The sequence below is a fragment of the Pseudomonas sp. GW821-FHT01A09 genome (genome assembly GCF_058986725.1).
Genome location: NZ_JBYSWB010000012.1, coordinates 93,717 through 112,071, shown reverse-complemented (window position 1 = coordinate 112,071; position 18,355 = coordinate 93,717). Strand labels below are relative to the sequence as shown.

Genomic DNA, 18,355 nt, shown 5'->3' with positions numbered 1-18,355 from the left:
ACCAGGGCGAGGGCAGCGATACTTTTCATGATAAATGGCCTTTAGAGCAATCCTACAACCGATTTGCTTCATGTGGCGACTAGGCTTATTAGATATTATTAGGACAGTATAGGGTCAAATTAAACAGCTTATTATAGTTTGACGATTCACCGCGTCGTAACACGAAGTATTCCAAGATCCGGGAGATTAGTTACTCTCCAGAGTCCCCTGCGGGTTGTGTTCGTAAGGGATGAACATATAGTACAAGAATGAAATTTATATTAAACACAAGTTATAGACATGCACTGTTACCGTTACAGCAACAATCGGATACACTCTGCCTACTACCCAAGGAAGGCGAGCCATGTCCATACCCCAGTACGCTGCACTGCAAGCCGTTGCTCGACCACTGCTGAACAAGTTTTATCGCCAGCACCGCTCAGCCATGCGTTTGCCCCCTGACGCCCAGGGCTGGGTGGCGCGTGACGGCGAAATCATCGCCGGGCTGTGCCTGACGCCAGTGGCTCAAGGGCAATGGCTGACGGGATTGCTGGTGACGCCCGGCTGGCGCGGACGCGGCGTGGCGCAGGGGCTGATCGAGGCGGCGATTGCCGCAGGGCCGGTATGGTTGTTCTGTCACCCGCAGTTGCGCGGTTTCTACGAGCGCGTCGAGTTCGAGATCGCCGAGACGCTGCCGCCGGCGCTGGCCGAACGGCTCAAGCGCTACCAGCAGAGCAAGGAGTTGATTGCGATGCGCCGGGGGTAAGCGGAGGTTGCTGGGCGCTTGCGCGTTGGCCGGCTAAAGATCGTCATTCATCGGTATTGGGGTCGAGCCCTGGGAACAACACTTCGGTAAACCCGAACCGAGTGAAGTCTCGAATGCGCGACGGATACAACCGTCCGATCAGGTGATCGCACTCGTGTTGCACCACCCGGGCATGAAACCCATGGGCCACACGCTGGATGGGCCGGCCTTGCGGATCGACGCCTTCATAGCGGATGTGCTGATAACGCTCGACCACCCCACGCAAGCCCGGCACTGACAGGCAACCTTCCCACCCTTCCTCCAGCGTCGGGCTGAGCGGCGTGATGAGAGGATTGAGCAATACGGTCTGCGGCACCGGTTCGGCCTCGGGATAACGCTCACTGCGCTCGAAACCAAAAATTACCAGCTGCAGGTCGATGCCGATCTGCGGCGCCGCCAGGCCGACGCCGCCGACATGCTCCATGGTTTCGAACATATCGGCGATCAGGGCGTCGAGTTCTTCCGTGCCGATCAGGGCTTCAGGCACGGGCGGAGCGATTCGCAGCAAGCGCTCGTCGCCCATTTTCAGAATGTCGCGGATCATCGGCTCATGCTTCCAGTCGGAGGTGGCGGCGCAACAGGTGCGGGACTGTGCTTGTGGCCCAGCACCGTGGCATGTTTTTCCTCGACTGGCGCATCCGCGTCCTTCTGGCCCTTGGCCTTGCCTTCCGTCGACATGTGCTCGATCACCGCATTCATTTCCGCGCCTAACAGCAGCACTGCCGAGGAGATATAGAAATACAGCAGCAAGACGATGATCGCGCCGATGCTGCCATACATGGCGTTGTAATCAGCGAAGGTCTTCACATAAAACGCGAAGCCCAACGAGGCGATGATCCACACCACCACCGCCAGCACCGAGCCCGGGGTAATGAAACGAAACTCCTGTTTGACGTCCGGCAGCACGTAATACATCAGTGCGACGGCCACCATCATCAGAATGATGATCACCGGCCAACGCGCGATGGTCCACAGGGTCACCACGAAATCCTCGAGGCCGATCTGCGCCGCGATCCAGTTCATCACCTGCGGCCCCAGCACCATCAATGCCGCGGCGGCCAGCAACATGCCGGCGATGCCCACGGTGTAGAGCACCGACAGCGGCAAGCGCTTCCAGGCTGGACGTTCTTCCACCACATCGTATGCCGCGTTCATTGCGCTCATCAGCAGACGAATACCTGCCGAGGCGCTCCACAGCGCCACCACGATACCTACCGAAAGCAAGCCGCTCTTGGAGGTCTGCAACTGGTCGATCACCGGGTTGACCAGATCCAGCGCCTGGGGCGGCAAGACCATTCCGGACTGCATGCGCAGCCAGGAAAAGAAATCAGGCAAATGCAGGAAACCGATCAGCGCGATCAGAAAGAGGATGAAAGGAAACAGCGAAAACAGCATTTGATAGGCCAATGCCGAGGCATAGGTCGACATCTCGTCGTCGACGAATTCCTTGACCGTTTTGACCATGACCTGGCCCATTGGCAGATTACGTAATATTGGGAAAATCATAGCGTCTCCTTTCGCCTCGCCTTGTCGAGCGGCGGTATGAATACGACCGGGCATTCGAACGCCCCTTCACTCGCCACGACAATTTGAACGCTTTTGATCAGTCAACGCGCGCGGCCAGCACCTTGCGGCGCGCCGACGTTACCCTATCTTCATGCACGGGGCCAATTCGCTACCCGCTGACAGCGCAACGGCCATCCGTGGATGACCGTTGATAGTGCTACAGCTCACCGGATCGCGTCCGGTGTCGGCGTGCGCCTTAATGCTTCTTGCTCACAGCATCTTTGACTTTGCCGACGGTTTTCTGTGCTTCGCCTTTGCGTTCCTGCACTTTACCTTCGGCTTGCATCTTGGCGCTGCCAGTGGCTTTGCCGACGCCTTGCTTGACGTTACCGACTGCTTCGTTTACCGCACCTTTCACTTTGTCTTTAGTGCCACTCATGGTGTTTCTCCTAATGAGATCGAAGTGTCTTCAATCGACATAAGGTTGACTCCACGTCAGGCGCGAGAGTTTCAATTTTTACTGCAACCGTTCATCGGCACGCCTGAAAAAATCGGCCGGGGCTTTATATTCAAGGGCTTTGGCACCAGAATAGGCGCCAGTTCAGGCATGTGCCCGTGCGTCATTTCTTTACAGGTTTTCCATGAAGCTCGATAAACCCCAGGCCATCGTTCGCCGCAACGAACAACTCGGCGGCGCAGTGCTCGGCGTCAATAACTGCCATTTTTCCATTCTCGACAAGCGCCGCAACATCTGGTGGTTCGATATTCCGGTAGCTCGCTTGCAGATCGGCCAGTACGAGTGGATTCACCTGCTGATGCACGACCCACTGACCGATCGTCTGGTGCACGCGAAGGTGCCCACCAAGGTCATGCGCGAGGGGCTCGAAGGCCTGGTGGTGCGCAATGCCGGCAAGCGCAAGTCGACAGTGAGCCTGGAGCTGAGTGCCGACAAGGATTCATTCCTCAAGGACGTACGGCCGCTGGGCAGCGGCATGGGCTTCGCGCCTTTTGTGCAGGATTGATTCACTCCCCCCAGCGCCGGGCAATGAACACCCCCGCCGCCGCGCTCAGCGCTGATATGACCACACCCCAGGCCATGTCCATCGCCACCAGGCTGCCGGGCCATCCCGAAAGCGTCGCCCAGTTGCTCAAGTCGTAAGTGCCATAGGCAACCAGACCGAGCAACGCGCCGCTGCTCAGGGCGCGTCCGGTGCGACCACTGAGCAAACCGGGCAATACCGCAAAATAGGCCACGCCCAACGGATACAACAGATAGAACAGCAGCGCCGGCAGCCAGCGCGGCTGATCGAGCATCATCGGCCCGAGCAGGGCCTTGTAGGTGGAGCCCATCAGCACTCCGAGCCAGAGGCCGTCGAGGACGATCAGCGCCAGCAAGGCACCCAGATAGGCAAGCGCGAAACGTTTCATGGGGGAGCCTCGTGGGAAGAGTTCTGTATGAAGACAGACACTAGACCCCACCCAGAGGCATTCGCTCAACTCGCGCGCCAGATCAGCTCAATTCGATGCGGTCGGCGTGGATGACGATCTGGCCGTTCTTGTACAACGCGCCGATGGCCTTCTTGAAATTGCCCTTGCTGACCCCGAACAGGTCGGCGATCACCTGGGGGTCGCTCTTGTCGCTGACCGGGAGGCTGCCCTGATTGTCGCGCAGCTTGCCGAGGATCTTCTCGTTGAGGCTGTCCGCGGCCTGAGCGCCCACCGGCTGCAGGCTCAAGGCGATCTTGCCATCATCGCGCAGCGCCTTGATGTAGCCGATCTCCTGCTTGCCCGAACGCAGAAACTTGAACACTTCGTTCTTGTGGATCAAGCCCCAGTGCTGGTTGTTGATGACCGCCTTGAAGCCCAGATCGCTTTCTTCGACCACGAGCAATTTCACTTCCTGGCCCAGGCTGTAGTGGGCGGCGACCTTGTCCAGATAGCGGTCCAGGCGAGCGGTGGCAGTGATGCGCCGAGTGCGCTTGTCGAGGTACACGTGCACCACGCAGTAATCGCCCTGCTTGAGCTGGCGCTTCTCTTCGGAATACGGCAACAGCAGGTCCTTGGGCAGGCCCCAATCCAGGAACACACCGATGCTGTTGATTTCCTTGACCTTGAGGCTGGCGAATTCGCCGACCTGGACCTTGGGCTTTTCAGTGGTGGCCAGCAGCTTGTCTTCGCTGTCGAGGTAAACGAACACGTTGAGCCAATCCTCGACCTCCGTGGGCGTGTCCTTGGGGATGTACCGGTTGGGCAGCAGGATTTCGCCATCGGCGCCGCCATCCAGATACAGACCGAAGTCCGTGTGCTTCACCACTTGCAAACTGTTGTAACGCCCAATCAAAGCCATGCTCAAGATCCTCACTGCGAGGCCGGCATTCTACCCGAGATCATTGCCGCATGCCTTGCCTGACGAACGGCAACCGTGGCATTCTGGCCCGTTGCGATATTCGGCCACCAGTAACTGGTTATTTCGTGTACAATGCGTGGCCAAGTTAATTTTCAAAGGTTAATGGCAGCCATGCGCGTAAAAGCATCCACCACGAAAGCGAAACCAGCTCCGGCCGTCGAAACCAGCGAGTCGATCAACGAACAGATCGCTGCGTTTCTCAACAAAGGCGGCGAGATCCAGCAGATCGCCAAAGGTGTGAGCGGCCAGACCTTCACCCCTTCGCGTCACATCAGCCTTGGCAAGAAGTAAGCGTCAACGCTCCCAAGCCTGAATCGAAGTCAGTGGGCAATGTGAAACGCCCACGACTTCAGGCGATGAATCATCGCCCGCAACACCCTCTTTTTTGCGACTCGATGTCGCAGCCTGCCGAAAAATAGACGAGTGGCGCCCATCTGCGAAGTTCAGAGGGTATGCTTTGCACCGTCTAGCTCGGGCCTTTGCGCCCACCTTCACAGACCGCGCGGTTGATTGCGCGGCACACTGCGTTCGGCATCACACGGAGTAAGACATGCTCAGAACCCGCCTTGTTCTGACCGCCAGTCTACTGGCCATCCCCTATGCCCATGGGCAGGTTGCCGAGCGCGACCTGGGTGATTTCGACCTGAAGATCGGCACTACACCCACGCGCAGCATGGCTGCAGGCCTGGTTCAGCCAGCCTCCGTCGGCACCCTGCACGGCGGCCTGGACCTGACCCACGACAGCGGCTTCTACGCCGGCCAGTGGTCGCCCAGTGTCGGGCTGACCAGTGATAGTACCCTCGAAATCGACTCCTACGCCGGCTTCAAGCATCCTTTCGACAAGAATCTGGGCCTGGGCTACGAAGCGGGCATCATTCACTACAGCTATCCTCGCCTCGAAGCCACCGACAGCCATGAGTTCTATGCGGGCCTCAAGGTGCTCGACACCCGCTTCGGCGCCGCTTTCAACCAAGCCGTCGACAGCCGCAACAGCACCCTCTTCGCCAGTCTGCACGGGCTCCCGCTGCTGGACGTGGACATGAGCTTCAAGGTCACCAACCACCAGCTGGACTCCCCTTACGTACTAGGTTCCGGTGCCCAGGTGGCCAGCTTCAACGACTGGTCGCTGCAGCTTTCCAAACCGTGGAAGGGCGTCAACATGAACTTCATCTACACCGATTCGACCCTGCGTGGCGAAGGGTGCGAGGCATACTCCGGGCATAACCCGCAATGCGAAGGCGTGTTCACGGTGCAGGCGGTTCGCGCGTTTTTCTGAAACCTGCGCTGTAGCACGGGGGCTTGCCCCCGATTTTGCTTCATTGAGGATGAAGGTCGCGCGCAGCTTTTTCGGGGGCAAGCCCCCTCGCTACCTGAAGTACCGCTGGTATAGGCTACGGGGCAGTGATTCAGCCCCCCACTTCGACACAAGACCGCCGCCATGCCCGACCGTCAGATGCCGCCCGCCCTGCGTTTCATGCTCGCCGCACGCCGTATCGAGCTGGAAGGCCTCGAAGGCCTTGCCGTGACCTGCGAACTGGTCACGCGCATCAGCGAACTGATCCACGCGCTGCAACGCGAGCGCGGCTACACCAACCTGTATCTGGCCAAGCTCACCGCCCCCCATCTCGCCTACCTCGATCACCTCAGCGAAGATGCCCAGGAAATCGAACGGGTGGTGCGCGAGCGCTTCGACAGCATGGATCTGGAGTCCAACAGCGCCACCGATCGCGCCCGCCTGTTCAACCGTATCGCCCACGTGCTGCACGGCCTCGACGAGCTGTCCGGCCTGCGCCGACGGATTCGCGACCAGATGCTCGAACCCGGCGATGCCACCATGGCCTTCACGCGCATGATCGGCGGCCTGCTGGCCGTAGTCTTCGAAGCCGCCGATACGGCCGTCGACCCGATCATCACGCGGGTGCTGGTGGCCATGTTCAACTTCATGCAGGGCAAGGAACTCGCCGGCCAGGAACGTGCCTGTGGCGTCGGCGGTTTTTCCCTGGGCTTTTTCGACGGGCCGCGGCGCGATCGCCTGGAACAACTCGCCCACAGTCAGGAGCGTTGCTTCGAGACCTTTCTCGACTTCGCCGACGATCGGGCGCGGGAGATGTGGTTCGATACCGCCACCAGCGATATCAACGCCAAGCAGGCCCGCATGCGCGCCATGGCCTTGCGCACCTCGGAGAAGGACAAGGTTTCGGCGGAGCTCTCCGAGCTGTGGTTCGACGTCTGCACCGAGCGCATGGACGCCTTCAAGGGCGTCGAAAATCACATCGCCAGGTTGCTCCACGGCAGTTGCCAGCGCGGCATCCAGCAGGCCCGCGCCGACCTCGACAATCATCGTGAACTGCTCAAGCGCCTGGGCAGCCTGGAGCGCCAGGACGAAAGCGAGTTCAGCAAGTTGTTCAACATCCAGGCCAGCGACCTGAGCGGCGGCGGCCAGGACAGCATGGGGCCGCACCTCAGCCGTTCGGTGCTGGACATGCTGCAGGCCCAGACGCAGCGGCTGGTTACGGCCACCGAACAATTGGACGAGGCCCGCGAGGCGCTCAACGAACGGCGGGTGGTCGAGCGCGCGAAAAAACTGCTGATGGAGGAATATCAGGTCAGTGAGAGCCAGGCCTACGCGCGCTTGCGCAAAACCGCCATGGAGCGCGGCGAGCGGCTGGTGGACGTGGCGCAGAACCTGCTCAATCTGGCGGCACGGCGGCGCTGACCTGCGCCGTTGAAGTGCAGTGCGCGCTCGCCACGTGCGGCGCGCCCCGCACTGATAACCGGGCGCGGCTTGACACCCACGCTGCAATCCATTGATTCATAAAGATTTACATTCAGAATTTACATTCATCTTCAGCGCTGGCACACATTCTGCTTCGTGATGATCAGGCCAGCCGACAGCGGCCTCTCAATCGAATACAGGACAACGGCGTCCACTCTTCTTGCGGCAGCAATGCCCATCAAGAGTGGTCGCCGTTTTTTTATGCGCGCCATTTGGGGAATCGACGATGGATGACACACCTTTCAGTGCAGCAGACGAACAACACGATGCCCCGCGACGCACCTTCCTCAAGCAATCCCTCGGCGTATTGGGTGCGAGTGCGGCACTGACGCTGCTGCCGGCGGGTTTGCAGTCGAAAGTCTGGGCGGCCGGCGGCGATGCGCCGGAAACCACCAAGGCCAAGCTGGGCTTTATCGCCCTCACTGACGCCGCTCCGTTGTTCGTTGCCGATGAGAAGGGCCTGTTCGCCAAATACGGCATGACCGAAGTCGAAGTCCTCAAGCAAACGTCATGGGGCACCACCCGCGACAACCTGGTGCTGGGTTCGGCCGCCAATGGCATCGACGGTGCGCATTTGCTGACCCCCATGGCCTACCTGATGAGCGCCGGCAAGATCACCACCAACAACCAGCCGGTACCAATCTCCATCCTTGCGCGCCTCAACCTGGCCGGCCAGTGCATCTCGGTAGGCGAAGAATACTCGGCGCTGAAACTGGGCACCGATTCGAGCCCGTTCAAGGCCGCCCTGCTGGCCAAGAAAGCCGCCGGCAAAACCGTCAACGCCGCGGTGACCTTCCCCGGTGGCACCCACGACCTGTGGATGCGCTACTGGCTGGCCGCCGGCGGCATCGACCCGAACAAGGACGTCGCCACCATTGTCGTGCCGCCGCCGCAGATGGTCGCCAACATGAAAGTCGGCACCATGGACACCTTCTGCGTGTGCGAGCCGTGGAATTCGCAGCTGGTCAACCAGAAGATCGGCTACACCGCCAATACCACCGGCGAGCTGTGGGACAAGCACCCGGAAAAAGCCTTCGCGCTGCGCTCGGATTACGTCGCCGCCAACCCCAATGCCGCCAAGGCATTGCTCAAGGCGATCATGGAAGCGCAGATGTTCTGCGAAAAACCGGAGAACAAGGACGAGGTCGCGCAGATCTGCGCCAAGCGCCGCTGGATCAACGCCCCGGTCGAAGACATCGCCTCGCGCATGAAGGGCACTTTCGCCTACGGCACCGGCAAGGTGGTGGAGAACAGCCCGTTCATGATGCGCTACTGGGATGACCATGCCTCCTACCCGTTCAAGAGCCATGACCTGTGGTTCCTGACCGAGAATATGCGCTGGGGCTACCTGCCGCAGAACCTCGATACCCAGGCGCTGATCGACAAGGTCAACCGTGAAGACATCTGGCGCACTGCAGCGGCTGAACTGAACCTGTCCGCCGAGCTGATTCCGACCTCGACCTCCCGAGGCATCGAGACCTTTTTCGATGGCAAGCAGTTCGACCCACAAAACCCCAAGGCCTACCTCGACAGCCTGGCGATCAAGGCGCTGGTGTGAGCCCGACTTTGAGTCTTGCGGCGGATGCCAGGGCCCCGTCGCGGGCAAGCCTAGCTCCCACAGACTGCGCCCTGTGGGAGCAAACTCTGCTCCCATAGATTGCCCCGTACCTCTGTGGGAGCAGGGCTTGCCCGCGATGAGGCCCGTACCACCAACGCCAAAACACCGTTATCTACGCACCATCGGAGGCATCCATGAACGCTGACGCAAAATTACCCAAGGCCGCCGCTCACGCACTGGCGCCCAAACCCATCGCTGCACGCGCGATGCCCGGCTGGCTCAAGCGCCTGCGTACGGCGCTGCTGCAAAACCTCCTGCCCCCGCTGGTGATCGCCACGCTGCTGCTGTGCCTGTGGCAATTGCTGTGCAGCGGCAAGGGCTCGGCACTGCCGCCCCCGACGCAAGTGATCAAGGACACCTGGGAGCTGATCGTCAATCCGTTCTTCAACAACGGTGGCAACGATGTCGGCATGGCCTGGCAACTGCTTGCCAGCCTCAAGCGCGTCGCCTATGGCTACCTGCTGGCGGTGGTGGCCGGCATCAGCCTGGGGGTGCTGGTCGGGCAATCGAGCTGGGCCATGCGCGGCCTCGATCCGCTGTTCCAGATCCTGCGTACCGTGCCGCCGCTGGCGTGGTTGCCGCTATCGCTGGCGGGCTTCAAGGACAGTCACCCGTCGGCCATCTTCGTGATCTTCATCACCGCCATCTGGCCGATCATCATCAATACCTCGGTGGGCGTGCGCAACATCCCCGAGGACTACCGCAACGTCGCCAAGGTGCTGCGCCTCAACGGTATCGAGTACTTTCTCAAGATCATGCTGCCGGCCGCCGCGCCGTACATCTTCTCCGGGCTGCGCATCGGCGTAGGCCTGTCGTGGCTGGCGATCATCGCCGCAGAGATGCTCATCGGCGGGGTCGGCATCGGCTTTTTCATCTGGGACGCGTGGAATGCCTCGCGCATCAGCGACATCATCCTCGCGCTGTTCTACGTCGGTATCGTCGGCTTCTGCCTCGATCGCCTGGTCGCCCTCGTGGGCCAACTGGTTACCCGCGGCACGTCCGCCAGCTAAGGAGCACAGCCCATGGGCACGAGTTATCTGAGCATCGAAAACGTCGACAAGCACTTCGAGCGCGACGGCGTCAGCAGCCAAGTGTTGAGCGGCGTCAACCTCGACATCGAGCGCGGCGAATACATCTCCATCATCGGCCATTCCGGCTGCGGCAAGTCGACGGTCTTGAACATAGTCGCCGGGCTGTTGCAGGCCAGCAAAGGCGCGGTGATCCTCGATGGCCGCGAAGTGCACGCGCCCGGCCCGGATCGCAGCCTGGTGTTCCAGAACCACTCGTTGCTGCCATGGCTGACGGTGTATGAAAACGTCGCGCTGGCGGTCAACAAGGTGTTCAAGTCGAGCAAGACCAAGGCCGAACGCCACGAATGGACCCTGCACAACCTGGAGATGGTCAGCATGGGCCATGCGCTGCACAAGCGCCCAAGCGAGATTTCCGGAGGCATGAAGCAGCGCGTCGGTATCGCCCGGGCCCTGGCCATGCAGCCCAAGGTGCTATTGCTCGACGAGCCGTTCGGCGCCCTCGACGCCCTGACCCGCGCGCACCTGCAGGATGAAGTGATGCGGATTCAGGGTGAACTGCACAGCACGGTGATGATGATCACCCACGATGTCGACGAAGCCGTGCTGCTGTCCGATCGCATCGTGATGATGACCAACGGCCCGGCCGCTACCATTGGCGAGATCCTCACCATCGACCTGCCCCGCCCGCGCAACCGCATCGCACTGGCGGACGACCCGCTGTACAACCAGTATCGCCACGCGGTGTTGAGCTTTTTGTACGAAAAACAGCGCAAGGTCGAGGACCTGGGCGCGCGGCGTGCAGCGGCGCCGTTGGTGGCCAAGTCCCAGGCCACAGTTGGTCACACTCTTTAGGGGCATTGCGCATGGCGTCGCCAGCGGCGTCTGCGTTTTAATGGCCGCCCTATCGAGCCACGGCACTGCCCCATCATGGATTTTCAATCACTTTGGCTGCGCGCCCAGGACCTCTGGAGCGCGTTGGATCAGCACCCCTGGCTGCACGCCGCCCTCGGGCTCATCCTGTTGTTCGGCGTAGCACTGGCGCTCGGCCGTATCGCGCGCTACGTGATCATCCATGGGGTCAAGCTGCTCAGTCGCCAGCCGGCGCTGCATTGGCTCGACGATTTTCTGCGCAACAAAGTCTTCCATCGCTTGGCTCAGACCGTTCCATCGCTGGTGGTGCAGTTCGGGCTCAACCTGGTACCGGAGCTGAGCGACGTCGCCCGGCATTTTCTCGGCAACGTCGCGCTGGCCTTCACCATCCTGTTCCAGATGTTCGCCCTCGGTGCGCTGCTCAACGCTCTGCTGGACATCTATGCCCGTACCGAGCACGCCCGCACCCGCTCGATCAAGGGCTATGTGCAACTGGCGAAGATGATCCTCTACATCTTCGGCGCCATCATCATCGTCGCCACCCTGATCGACCGCTCGCCGTTGTTGCTGCTGTCCGGGCTGGGTGCCATGTCGGCGGTGATCCTGCTGGTCTACAAGGACACGCTGCTGTCCTTCGTGGCGGGTGTGCAGTTGACCAGCAACGACATGCTGCGGGTCGGTGACTGGATCGAAGTGCCTCAGGTGGGCGCGGATGGCGATGTGGTCGATATCACCCTGCATACGGTGAAGGTGCAGAATTTCGACAAGACCATCGTGTCGATCCCTACCTGGCGTTTGATGTCCGAGTCGTTCAAGAACTGGCGCGGCATGCAGCAGGCCGGCGGGCGCAGGATCAAGCGCAGCCTGTTCATCGATGCCAGCGGCGTGCGCTTCCTGCGCCCGGACGAGATCGAGCGGTTGACTCAGGTACATCTGCTCACCGACTACATGGGCCGCAAGCAGGCCGAGCTGCAGAGCTGGAATGCGGCCCAGGGCGATGTCGCCAGCGTCGCGGCCAACCGCCGCAACATGACCAACCTGGGCACCTTCAGGGCCTATGCCCTCGCCTATCTCAAGAGCCATCCGGATATCGAGCCGAACATGACCTGTATGGTCCGGCAGATGGCCACCGGCGCTGAAGGAGTGCCGCTGGAGATCTACTGCTTTACCCGCACCACCGCCTGGGTGGAGTACGAGCGGATTCAGGGAGATATCTTTGACTATCTGCTGGCGGTGCTGCCGGAGTTCGGGTTAGCGGTATTTCAGCAGCCGAGCGGGGCGGATATGCGGGTGGGGTTGATGGGGAAAGTGACGCTTTCCGAGCTCCTGATACACCCTCCGTCGCATCGCCATTGCAGGAGTGACAGCAGATGAACAATACTGCTGTCATTGAAAGCATAGAGGGAATAGCGATGGCAGTGCTGACCGTACGGAATCTGCCAGACGAGGTGCATCGCGCGCTACGTCTGCGCGCGGCGGAACATGGCCGCAGCACCGAAGCTGAAGTCAGAGACATCCTTGCGCAAGCTGTTCGCCCAAGCTCACGCCTTATGCTGGGTGACGCCCTGGCTGCACTGGGCCGACAATTCGAGCTGAGCGATGAAGATGTCGACGCGATGAGTCAAGCACGAGACAAGACGCCCGCTGAGCCCATGAGGTTCCAATGATCGTCCTGGACACCAATGTGCTCAGCGAAACCCTGCGGCCTCAACCTGAAGTGAGGGTGCTCGACTGGCTCAATGCACAACATGCCGAGACCCTGTTCATTACCAGTGTCACCGTGGCGGAAATGATGTTCGGGGTTGCGGTTCTCCCCGAGGGGCGGCGCAAGGCCATGTTAACCGCTGCCGTGGAAGAACTGGTGAAGCTGTTCCATGGCCGGATACTGCCTTTTGAAACTGAGGCTGCTTGCCATCATGCCGAATTGGCCGTTCACGCCCGTTCCAACGGGCGTGGACTTCCCACGCCAGACGGATATATCGCAGCCATCGCCGGAGCACGCGGTTATACGATTGCCTCCAGAGATACGGCCCCTTACGAGGCAGCCGGGTTGAAGGTAATCGATCCGTGGCAATGGAATGCCTGACGTTGGCTGAACATGTACACCGCCATCAGACCACGTAAGCCAGACGCCCCCGCCGACTGATCCACAGCGATCCAAGAATCACCAACCCGCCCAACGCCAGCCTTCCCAGCGGCTCGCTCTGATTCCAGATCAGCAGATTCAGCAGCAACCCCACCGGCACATGCAAATTGTTCATCACCGCCAGGGTGCCGCCACTGACCTGGCAGGCGCCCTTGTTCCACCAGTACATGCCCAACGCAGTGGACACCAACCCGAGGAACACCAGCACGCCCCATTGCAAAGGCGCCTCGGGCCAGTGATGCAGATTGCCGAACGCCAGCCAGGCCGGCAATGCCACCAGCAGCGCCCCGACATAGAAGTACCCGAACCGCCGGTAATGCGGCAGGTCGCTGGGGTAGCGCGCAATCAGGTGCTTGTACATCACCTGCCCCGCCGCATAGGTAAAGTTGGCCAGTTGCAGCAACAGGAAACCCATGAAGAAATCCGGGCTGATGCTGTCGAAGCGGATCACCGCCGCGCCCATCACCGCCACCAGCGCTGCCACCAGGCCCCAGGGATTGAAGCGCCGGTTGAGCGCGTCTTCGATCAAGGTCACGTGCACTGGGGTGAGGATGGTAAACAGCAGCACCTCGGGCACGGTCAGCACGCGGAAGCTCAGGTACAGGCAGACATAGGTGACGCCGAACTGCAAGGCACCAATCAATAGCATCGAGCGCATGAAGCGCGGCTCGACCTGGCGCCAGCGGGTCAGTGGGATGAATACCAGGCCAGCGAGGAGGATGCGCAGCACCACCGCGAGGTAGCTATCGACGTGACCGGCGAGGTAAACGCCGATCAGGCTGAAGGAAAATGCCTGGATAAGGGTAACGATCAGAAGGTAGGGCATGACGGCCTCGTGCAGTGAGGCGGCGACCATAACGGCTCGATGAGCATCAGGCAATTGTTGCGCTCGGTCGATCGCACCGCCTGTTAACCTTCGATGAAATATTTGAGAAAAGGCTCGTAATCCATCGAATTAATTGTTTTATTAACCAGATGTGTATTAATCAAGAGAGCCGGTCATGAAAGCGCCACGCGTAACCCTCGACCAATGGCGCACGCTCCAGGCAGTGGTCGATCACGGCGGTTTTGCCCAAGCCGCCGAGGCGTTGCATCGTTCGCAATCGTCCGTGAGCTACACCGTCGGGCGTATGCAGGAGCAACTGGGCGTGCCGTTGCTGCGAATCGATGGCCGCAAGGCAGTGCTCACAGAAGCCGGCGGCGTGTTGCTGCGCCGCTCGCGGCAACTGGTCAAGCAGGCCAGCCAGCTGGAAGACCTGGCCCTGCACATGGAACAGGGCTGGGAGGCCGAAGTCCGGCTGGTGGTCGACGCCGCCTATCCCAGCGCGCGGCTGGTCCATGCGCTGACCGCCTTCATGCCACAAAGCCGCGGCTGCCGCGTGCGCTTGCGCGAAGAAGTGCTGTCCGGTGTCGAGGAAGTGCTGCATGAAGGCATCGCCGACCTGGCCATCAGCGGCTACAACATTCCGGGCTACCTCGGCACGGAAATGAACGCCGTCGAATTCGTCGCCGTGGCCCATCCCGACCACGCGCTGCACAAGATGAACCGCACCTTGAATTTTCAGGATCTGGAAAGCCAGCTCCAAGTGGTGATCCGCGATTCAGGCCGCCAGCAACCCCGGGATGTCGGTTGGCTCGGCGCCGAACAACGCTGGACCGTCGGCAGCCTCGGCACCGCCGCTACCTTCGTCGGCAGCGGCCTGGGCTTCGCCTGGCTGCCGCGCCACATGCTCAGCCGCGAGCTGCGCGACGGCGTGCTCAAGCCGCTGCCCCTGGATCAAGGCGGCTCGCGTCATCCACTGTTCTACCTATACTCGAACAAGGATAAACCTCTCGGCCCGGCGACCCAGATCCTCATCGAGTTGTTGCGCACCTTCGATACCACTCCGCTGAGCACGCTGGACGCCACGACGCTGACCGTCTGACAAGGAAGCCCCATGGCTCGCTTCGACCATCAAGGCTGCGCCCTGCACTATGAAGTCATCGGCCACGGCAGCCCGGTGTTGCTGTTGCATGGCCTGGGATCGAGCTCGCTGGATTGGGAATACCAGACCCCTGCGCTGGCGGCTCGGCATAAAGTCATAGTGCTCGACCTGCGCGGCCACGGCCAATCGGCCAAGCCCCGCGAGCGCTACAGCATCGAAGGTTTCTGCGGCGACGTCATCGCCCTGCTCGACCATCTGGACTGCGGGCCGGTGCATCTGGTCGGCCTGTCGATGGGAGGCATGATCGGCTTCCAGCTGGCGGTGGATCATCCGCGGCGGCTCAAGAGCCTGTGCATCGTCAACAGCGGGCCTCAGGTCAAGCTGCGCTCCCCCGGCGACTACTGGCAGTGGTTCAAGCGATGGAGCCTCATGCACCTGGCCAGCATGCGCACCATCGGCATCGCCCTGGGCAAGAATCTTTTTCCCAAACCCGACCAGGGTGCGCTGCGCGCCAAAGTCGCCGAACGCTGGGCCAACAACGACAAGCGCGCCTATCTGGCCAGCTTCAATGCCATCGTTGGCTGGGGTGTGCAGGAACGTCTCGGCGCCATCGATTGTCCTACCCTTGTGATCAGCGCCGACCACGATTACACCCCGGTGGCGGTAAAGGAACATTACGTCACACTCATTCCCGACGCGCATCTGGCAGTCATCGATGATTCGCGTCACGCTACACCGCTGGATCAACCAGAACGCTTCAACCAAACCGTGCTGGGCTTCATCGCCACGGCAGACAACACCCTCAAGGATCAATGAGTCCATGTTCAAGAAAATCCTGATCGCCGCCTCCGCCCTTCTGTTCGCCGCCAACCTGATGGCCGCGCAACCGGCCGGCGGCAACAAGCCCCATGTATTGCTGCACACCAGCAACGGTGACATCGAGCTGGAGCTCGATGGCGACAAAGCGCCCATCAGCACCAAGAACTTCCTTGCGTATGTGGACAAGGGCTTCTACACCAACACCATTTTCCACCGCGTGATCCCCAACTTCATGATCCAGGGCGGCGGCTTCACCCAGCAGATGCAAGAGAAGGACACCAACCCGCCGATCAAGAACGAGGCCAGCAACGGCTTGGAAAACCTGCGTGGCACCATCGCCATGGCGCGTACATCGGACCCTGATTCGGCCACCAGCCAGTTCTACATCAACCATCGCGACAACGACTCGCTCAATTACAGCTCCGGCAACCCCGGCTACGCAGTGTTCGGCAAAGTGGTCAAGGGCATGGATGTCGTCGACATCATCGCCAACAGCAGCACCACGACCAAGAGCGGCATGCAGAACGTGCCCGTCGACCCCGTATTGATCCTTTCGGCCAAACGCATCGACTGACGCCGAGCCCGCCAGGACCGCCCCAATCGCACAGGAGAGCCCGCCCCCATGATCTACCGCCGTTTCGAGCAATGGATCGATATCTTCCGCGAAGCTCCAACCGAGTCGCCACCCAACAAGGTCCTGGCGTTCTACATCTACTACCTGCGCCAGGTCTGGCCGACCTTCGCCGTGCTGCTGGTGGTCGGTCTGATCGGCGCGCTGATCGAAGTCGCGCTGTTCCGCTACCTCAGCCGCATCATCGACATGGCTCAGGGCACGCCTAATGTGCACTTCTTCAGGGACAACGCCCTCGAACTGATCTGGATGCTGGTCGTGACCCTGGTACTGCGGCCGATCTTCATCGGTTTGCACGACCTGCTGGTGCACCAGACCATCAGCCCGGGCATGACCAGCATGATCCGCTGGCAGAACCACAACTACGTGCTCAAGCAGAGCATGAACTTCTTCCATAGCGACTTCGCCGGGCGCATCGCTCAACGCATCATGCAGACCGGCAACTCGCTGCGCGACTCGGCCGTGGCCGCCGTCGACGCTCTATGGCACGTGCTGATCTACTCGATCAGCGCCCTGGTGCTGTTCGCCGAAGCGGACTGGCGCCTGATGATCCCGCTGATCTGCTGGATCGGCCTGTACATCCTGTCGCTGTATTACTTCGTGCCACGGGTCAAGGAACGCTCGGTCATCTCCTCCGATGCTCGCTCCAAGCTGATGGGGCGCATCGTCGATGGCTATTCCAACATCGCCACGCTCAAGCTGTTCGCCCACACCAGCATGGAGCAGCAATACGCCCGTGAAGCGCTGACCGAACAGACCGAGAAAACCCAGATGGCCAGCCGGGTCATTACCAGCATGGATTTCGCCATCACCGCCATCAACGGCCTGCTGATCGTCGGCACCACCGGCCTGGCGCTGTGGCTGTGGACCCAGTCGCTGATCTCGGTCGGTGCCATCGCCCTGGCCACTGGTCTGGTGATTCGTATCGTCAACATGTCCGGCTGGATCATGTGGGTGGTCAATGGCATCTTCGAGAACATCGGCATGGTCCAGGATGGCCTGCAGACCATCGCCCAGCCCGTGACCGTCACCGACCCCAAGGGCGCGCCGCAGTTGAAGGTCGACCGCGGCAACGTGCGCTTCGAGGACGTCGACTTCAACTACGGCAAAGGCCCGAACATCATCGATGGGCTGACCCTGGATATTCGCCCGGGAGAGAAGATCGGCCTGATCGGGCCTTCCGGCGCCGGCAAGTCGACCCTGGTCAATCTGTTGCTGCGCCTCTATGACCTGCCAGCAGGGCGCATCGTCATCGATGGTCAGGACATCGCCAGCGTCACCCAGGAGAGCCTGCGGGCGCAGATCGGCCTGATCACCCAGGACACATCCCTGCTGCACCGCTCGATCCTCGACAACCTGCGCTATGGCAAGCCGAACGCCTCCGAGGAGCAGGTCTGGGATGCCGTGCGCAAGGCCCACGCCGAAGAGTTCATCCCGCTGTTGTCCGACGCTGAAGGCCGCACCGGCTTCGAAGCCCATGTGGGCGAGCGCGGGGTGAAGATTTCCGGTGGTCAGCGTCAGCGTATCGCCATTGCGCGGGTGCTGCTCAAGAACGCGCCGATCCTGATCATGGACGAAGCCACATCGGCGCTGGACTCGGAAGTGGAAGCCGCGATCCAGGAGAGCCTGGAGACCCTGATGAAGGGCAAGACGGTGATTGCCATCGCTCACCGGCTGTCGACCATCGCCAAGATGGATCGGCTGGTGGTGCTGCAGCACGGGCGCATCGTCGAAGTCGGCAGCCATAGCGAATTACTGGCCCAGAAGGGGCTGTATGCGCGGCTGTGGCATCACCAGACGGGCGGGTTCGTCGGGATCGATTGATCGCCTGATAGCGAAGGG

The 18,355-nt window shown here is 60.9% G+C and carries 21 protein-coding genes; 15 read left to right on the top strand and 6 right to left on the bottom strand.

Annotated features, from left to right (window positions below; all coding sequences use genetic code 11):
• Window positions 1-343 precede the first annotated feature (343 nt).
• Complete coding sequence (locus AC3WJP_RS15660; protein ID WP_493722139.1) at window positions 344-745, top strand: GNAT family N-acetyltransferase; 402 nt, start codon at window positions 344-346, stop codon at window positions 743-745.
• Window positions 746-788: 43 nt separating this feature from the next.
• Here the strand turns inward: AC3WJP_RS15660 and def are convergent, their stop codons facing one another.
• The 3 genes from def to AC3WJP_RS15645 form a co-directional block, all read right to left on the bottom strand.
• Complete coding sequence (gene def, locus AC3WJP_RS15655; protein ID WP_493722140.1) at window positions 789-1,328, bottom strand: peptide deformylase; 540 nt, start codon at window positions 1,326-1,328, stop codon at window positions 789-791.
• A complete protein-coding gene (locus AC3WJP_RS15650; RefSeq protein ID WP_493722141.1) occupies window positions 1,325-2,290 on the bottom strand; it encodes a YihY/virulence factor BrkB family protein in 966 nt (321 codons plus the stop codon). The genes def and AC3WJP_RS15650 overlap by 4 nt, the downstream gene beginning before the upstream one ends.
• A 256-nt stretch (window positions 2,291-2,546) precedes the next feature.
• Window positions 2,547-2,729: a CsbD family protein gene (locus tag AC3WJP_RS15645; protein ID WP_226505123.1), complete on the bottom strand. Its 183-nt coding sequence runs from the start codon at window positions 2,727-2,729 to the stop codon at window positions 2,547-2,549.
• Window positions 2,730-2,931: 202 nt separating this feature from the next.
• Here AC3WJP_RS15645 and AC3WJP_RS15640 point away from each other — a divergent pair, with 202 nt between their 5' ends.
• Window positions 2,932-3,312 carry a hypothetical protein gene (locus AC3WJP_RS15640; RefSeq protein ID WP_493722142.1) on the top strand — a complete coding sequence of 127 codons (381 nt, stop codon included), beginning with the start codon at window positions 2,932-2,934 and terminating at the stop codon, window positions 3,310-3,312.
• 1 nt (window position 3,313) lies between these two features.
• On the opposite strand, the gene AC3WJP_RS15635 is transcribed toward AC3WJP_RS15640, so the two are convergent.
• Together AC3WJP_RS15635 and AC3WJP_RS15630 are read right to left on the bottom strand one after the other, a co-directional pair.
• The gene (locus tag AC3WJP_RS15635; protein WP_493722143.1) at window positions 3,314-3,718 is read right to left on the bottom strand and encodes a DUF2177 family protein; all 405 of its coding nucleotides are present in this window, start codon (window positions 3,716-3,718) and stop codon (window positions 3,314-3,316) included.
• Between the two features lie 82 nt (window positions 3,719-3,800).
• The gene (locus tag AC3WJP_RS15630; protein WP_493722144.1) at window positions 3,801-4,637 is read right to left on the bottom strand and encodes a CvfB family protein; all 837 of its coding nucleotides are present in this window, start codon (window positions 4,635-4,637) and stop codon (window positions 3,801-3,803) included.
• A 162-nt stretch (window positions 4,638-4,799) separates the two neighbouring features.
• Here AC3WJP_RS15630 and AC3WJP_RS15625 point away from each other — a divergent pair, with 162 nt between their 5' ends.
• From AC3WJP_RS15625 to AC3WJP_RS15585, 9 genes are all read left to right on the top strand, one after another.
• Entirely contained in the window at window positions 4,800-4,988 is a 189-nt protein-coding gene (locus AC3WJP_RS15625; RefSeq protein ID WP_226505329.1) for a PFL_1563 family small protein, read from the top strand.
• 259 nt (window positions 4,989-5,247) lie between these two features.
• Window positions 5,248-5,973, top strand: coding sequence for a TorF family putative porin (locus AC3WJP_RS15620; RefSeq protein ID WP_493722145.1), 726 nt, complete (start codon window positions 5,248-5,250; stop codon window positions 5,971-5,973).
• 162 nt (window positions 5,974-6,135) lie between these two features.
• Window positions 6,136-7,413 (top strand): nitrate- and nitrite sensing domain-containing protein, encoded by a 1,278-nt coding sequence (locus AC3WJP_RS15615; RefSeq protein WP_493722146.1) that lies wholly within the window; start codon window positions 6,136-6,138, stop codon window positions 7,411-7,413.
• A 286-nt stretch (window positions 7,414-7,699) separates the two neighbouring features.
• Window positions 7,700-9,031 carry a CmpA/NrtA family ABC transporter substrate-binding protein gene (locus AC3WJP_RS15610; RefSeq protein WP_493722147.1) on the top strand — a complete coding sequence of 444 codons (1,332 nt, stop codon included), beginning with the start codon at window positions 7,700-7,702 and terminating at the stop codon, window positions 9,029-9,031.
• 266 nt (window positions 9,032-9,297) lie between these two features.
• Window positions 9,298-10,101, top strand: a complete 804-nt coding sequence (ntrB, locus tag AC3WJP_RS15605; RefSeq protein WP_493722208.1) for a nitrate ABC transporter permease — start codon at window positions 9,298-9,300, stop codon at window positions 10,099-10,101.
• A gap of 12 nt (window positions 10,102-10,113) precedes the next feature.
• Window positions 10,114-10,974 (top strand): ABC transporter ATP-binding protein, encoded by an 861-nt coding sequence (locus tag AC3WJP_RS15600; RefSeq protein ID WP_493722148.1) that lies wholly within the window; start codon window positions 10,114-10,116, stop codon window positions 10,972-10,974.
• A 75-nt stretch (window positions 10,975-11,049) separates the two neighbouring features.
• Entirely contained in the window at window positions 11,050-12,366 is a 1,317-nt protein-coding gene (locus AC3WJP_RS15595; RefSeq protein WP_493722149.1) for a mechanosensitive ion channel family protein, read from the top strand.
• A complete protein-coding gene (locus AC3WJP_RS15590) occupies window positions 12,363-12,659 on the top strand; it encodes a FitA-like ribbon-helix-helix domain-containing protein (protein ID WP_493722150.1) in 297 nt (98 codons plus the stop codon). Before AC3WJP_RS15595 ends, AC3WJP_RS15590 begins: the two co-directional genes overlap by 4 nt.
• Window positions 12,656-13,078 carry a type II toxin-antitoxin system VapC family toxin gene (locus tag AC3WJP_RS15585; protein ID WP_493722151.1) on the top strand — a complete coding sequence of 141 codons (423 nt, stop codon included), beginning with the start codon at window positions 12,656-12,658 and terminating at the stop codon, window positions 13,076-13,078. Before AC3WJP_RS15590 ends, AC3WJP_RS15585 begins: the two co-directional genes overlap by 4 nt.
• A gap of 25 nt (window positions 13,079-13,103) precedes the next feature.
• Here AC3WJP_RS15585 and AC3WJP_RS15580 read toward each other — a convergent pair whose 3' ends face one another.
• Window positions 13,104-13,964: a carboxylate/amino acid/amine transporter gene (locus AC3WJP_RS15580; protein ID WP_493722152.1), complete on the bottom strand. Its 861-nt coding sequence runs from the start codon at window positions 13,962-13,964 to the stop codon at window positions 13,104-13,106.
• 175 nt (window positions 13,965-14,139) lie between these two features.
• Here AC3WJP_RS15580 and AC3WJP_RS15575 point away from each other — a divergent pair, with 175 nt between their 5' ends.
• From AC3WJP_RS15575 to AC3WJP_RS15560, 4 genes are read left to right on the top strand one after another with little or no spacing between them, the layout of a single operon-like run.
• On the top strand, window positions 14,140-15,063 hold the full coding sequence (locus AC3WJP_RS15575; protein WP_493722153.1) for a LysR family transcriptional regulator: 924 nt from the start codon (window positions 14,140-14,142) through the stop codon (window positions 15,061-15,063).
• 12 nt (window positions 15,064-15,075) lie between these two features.
• Complete coding sequence (locus tag AC3WJP_RS15570; RefSeq protein ID WP_493722154.1) at window positions 15,076-15,879, top strand: alpha/beta fold hydrolase; 804 nt, start codon at window positions 15,076-15,078, stop codon at window positions 15,877-15,879.
• Between the two features lie 4 nt (window positions 15,880-15,883).
• The gene (locus AC3WJP_RS15565; RefSeq protein WP_493722155.1) at window positions 15,884-16,456 is read left to right on the top strand and encodes a peptidylprolyl isomerase; all 573 of its coding nucleotides are present in this window, start codon (window positions 15,884-15,886) and stop codon (window positions 16,454-16,456) included.
• Window positions 16,457-16,504: 48 nt separating this feature from the next.
• Complete coding sequence (locus AC3WJP_RS15560) at window positions 16,505-18,337, top strand: ABC transporter ATP-binding protein (protein WP_493722156.1); 1,833 nt, start codon at window positions 16,505-16,507, stop codon at window positions 18,335-18,337.
• The last annotated feature ends 18 nt before the right edge of the window (window positions 18,338-18,355 follow it).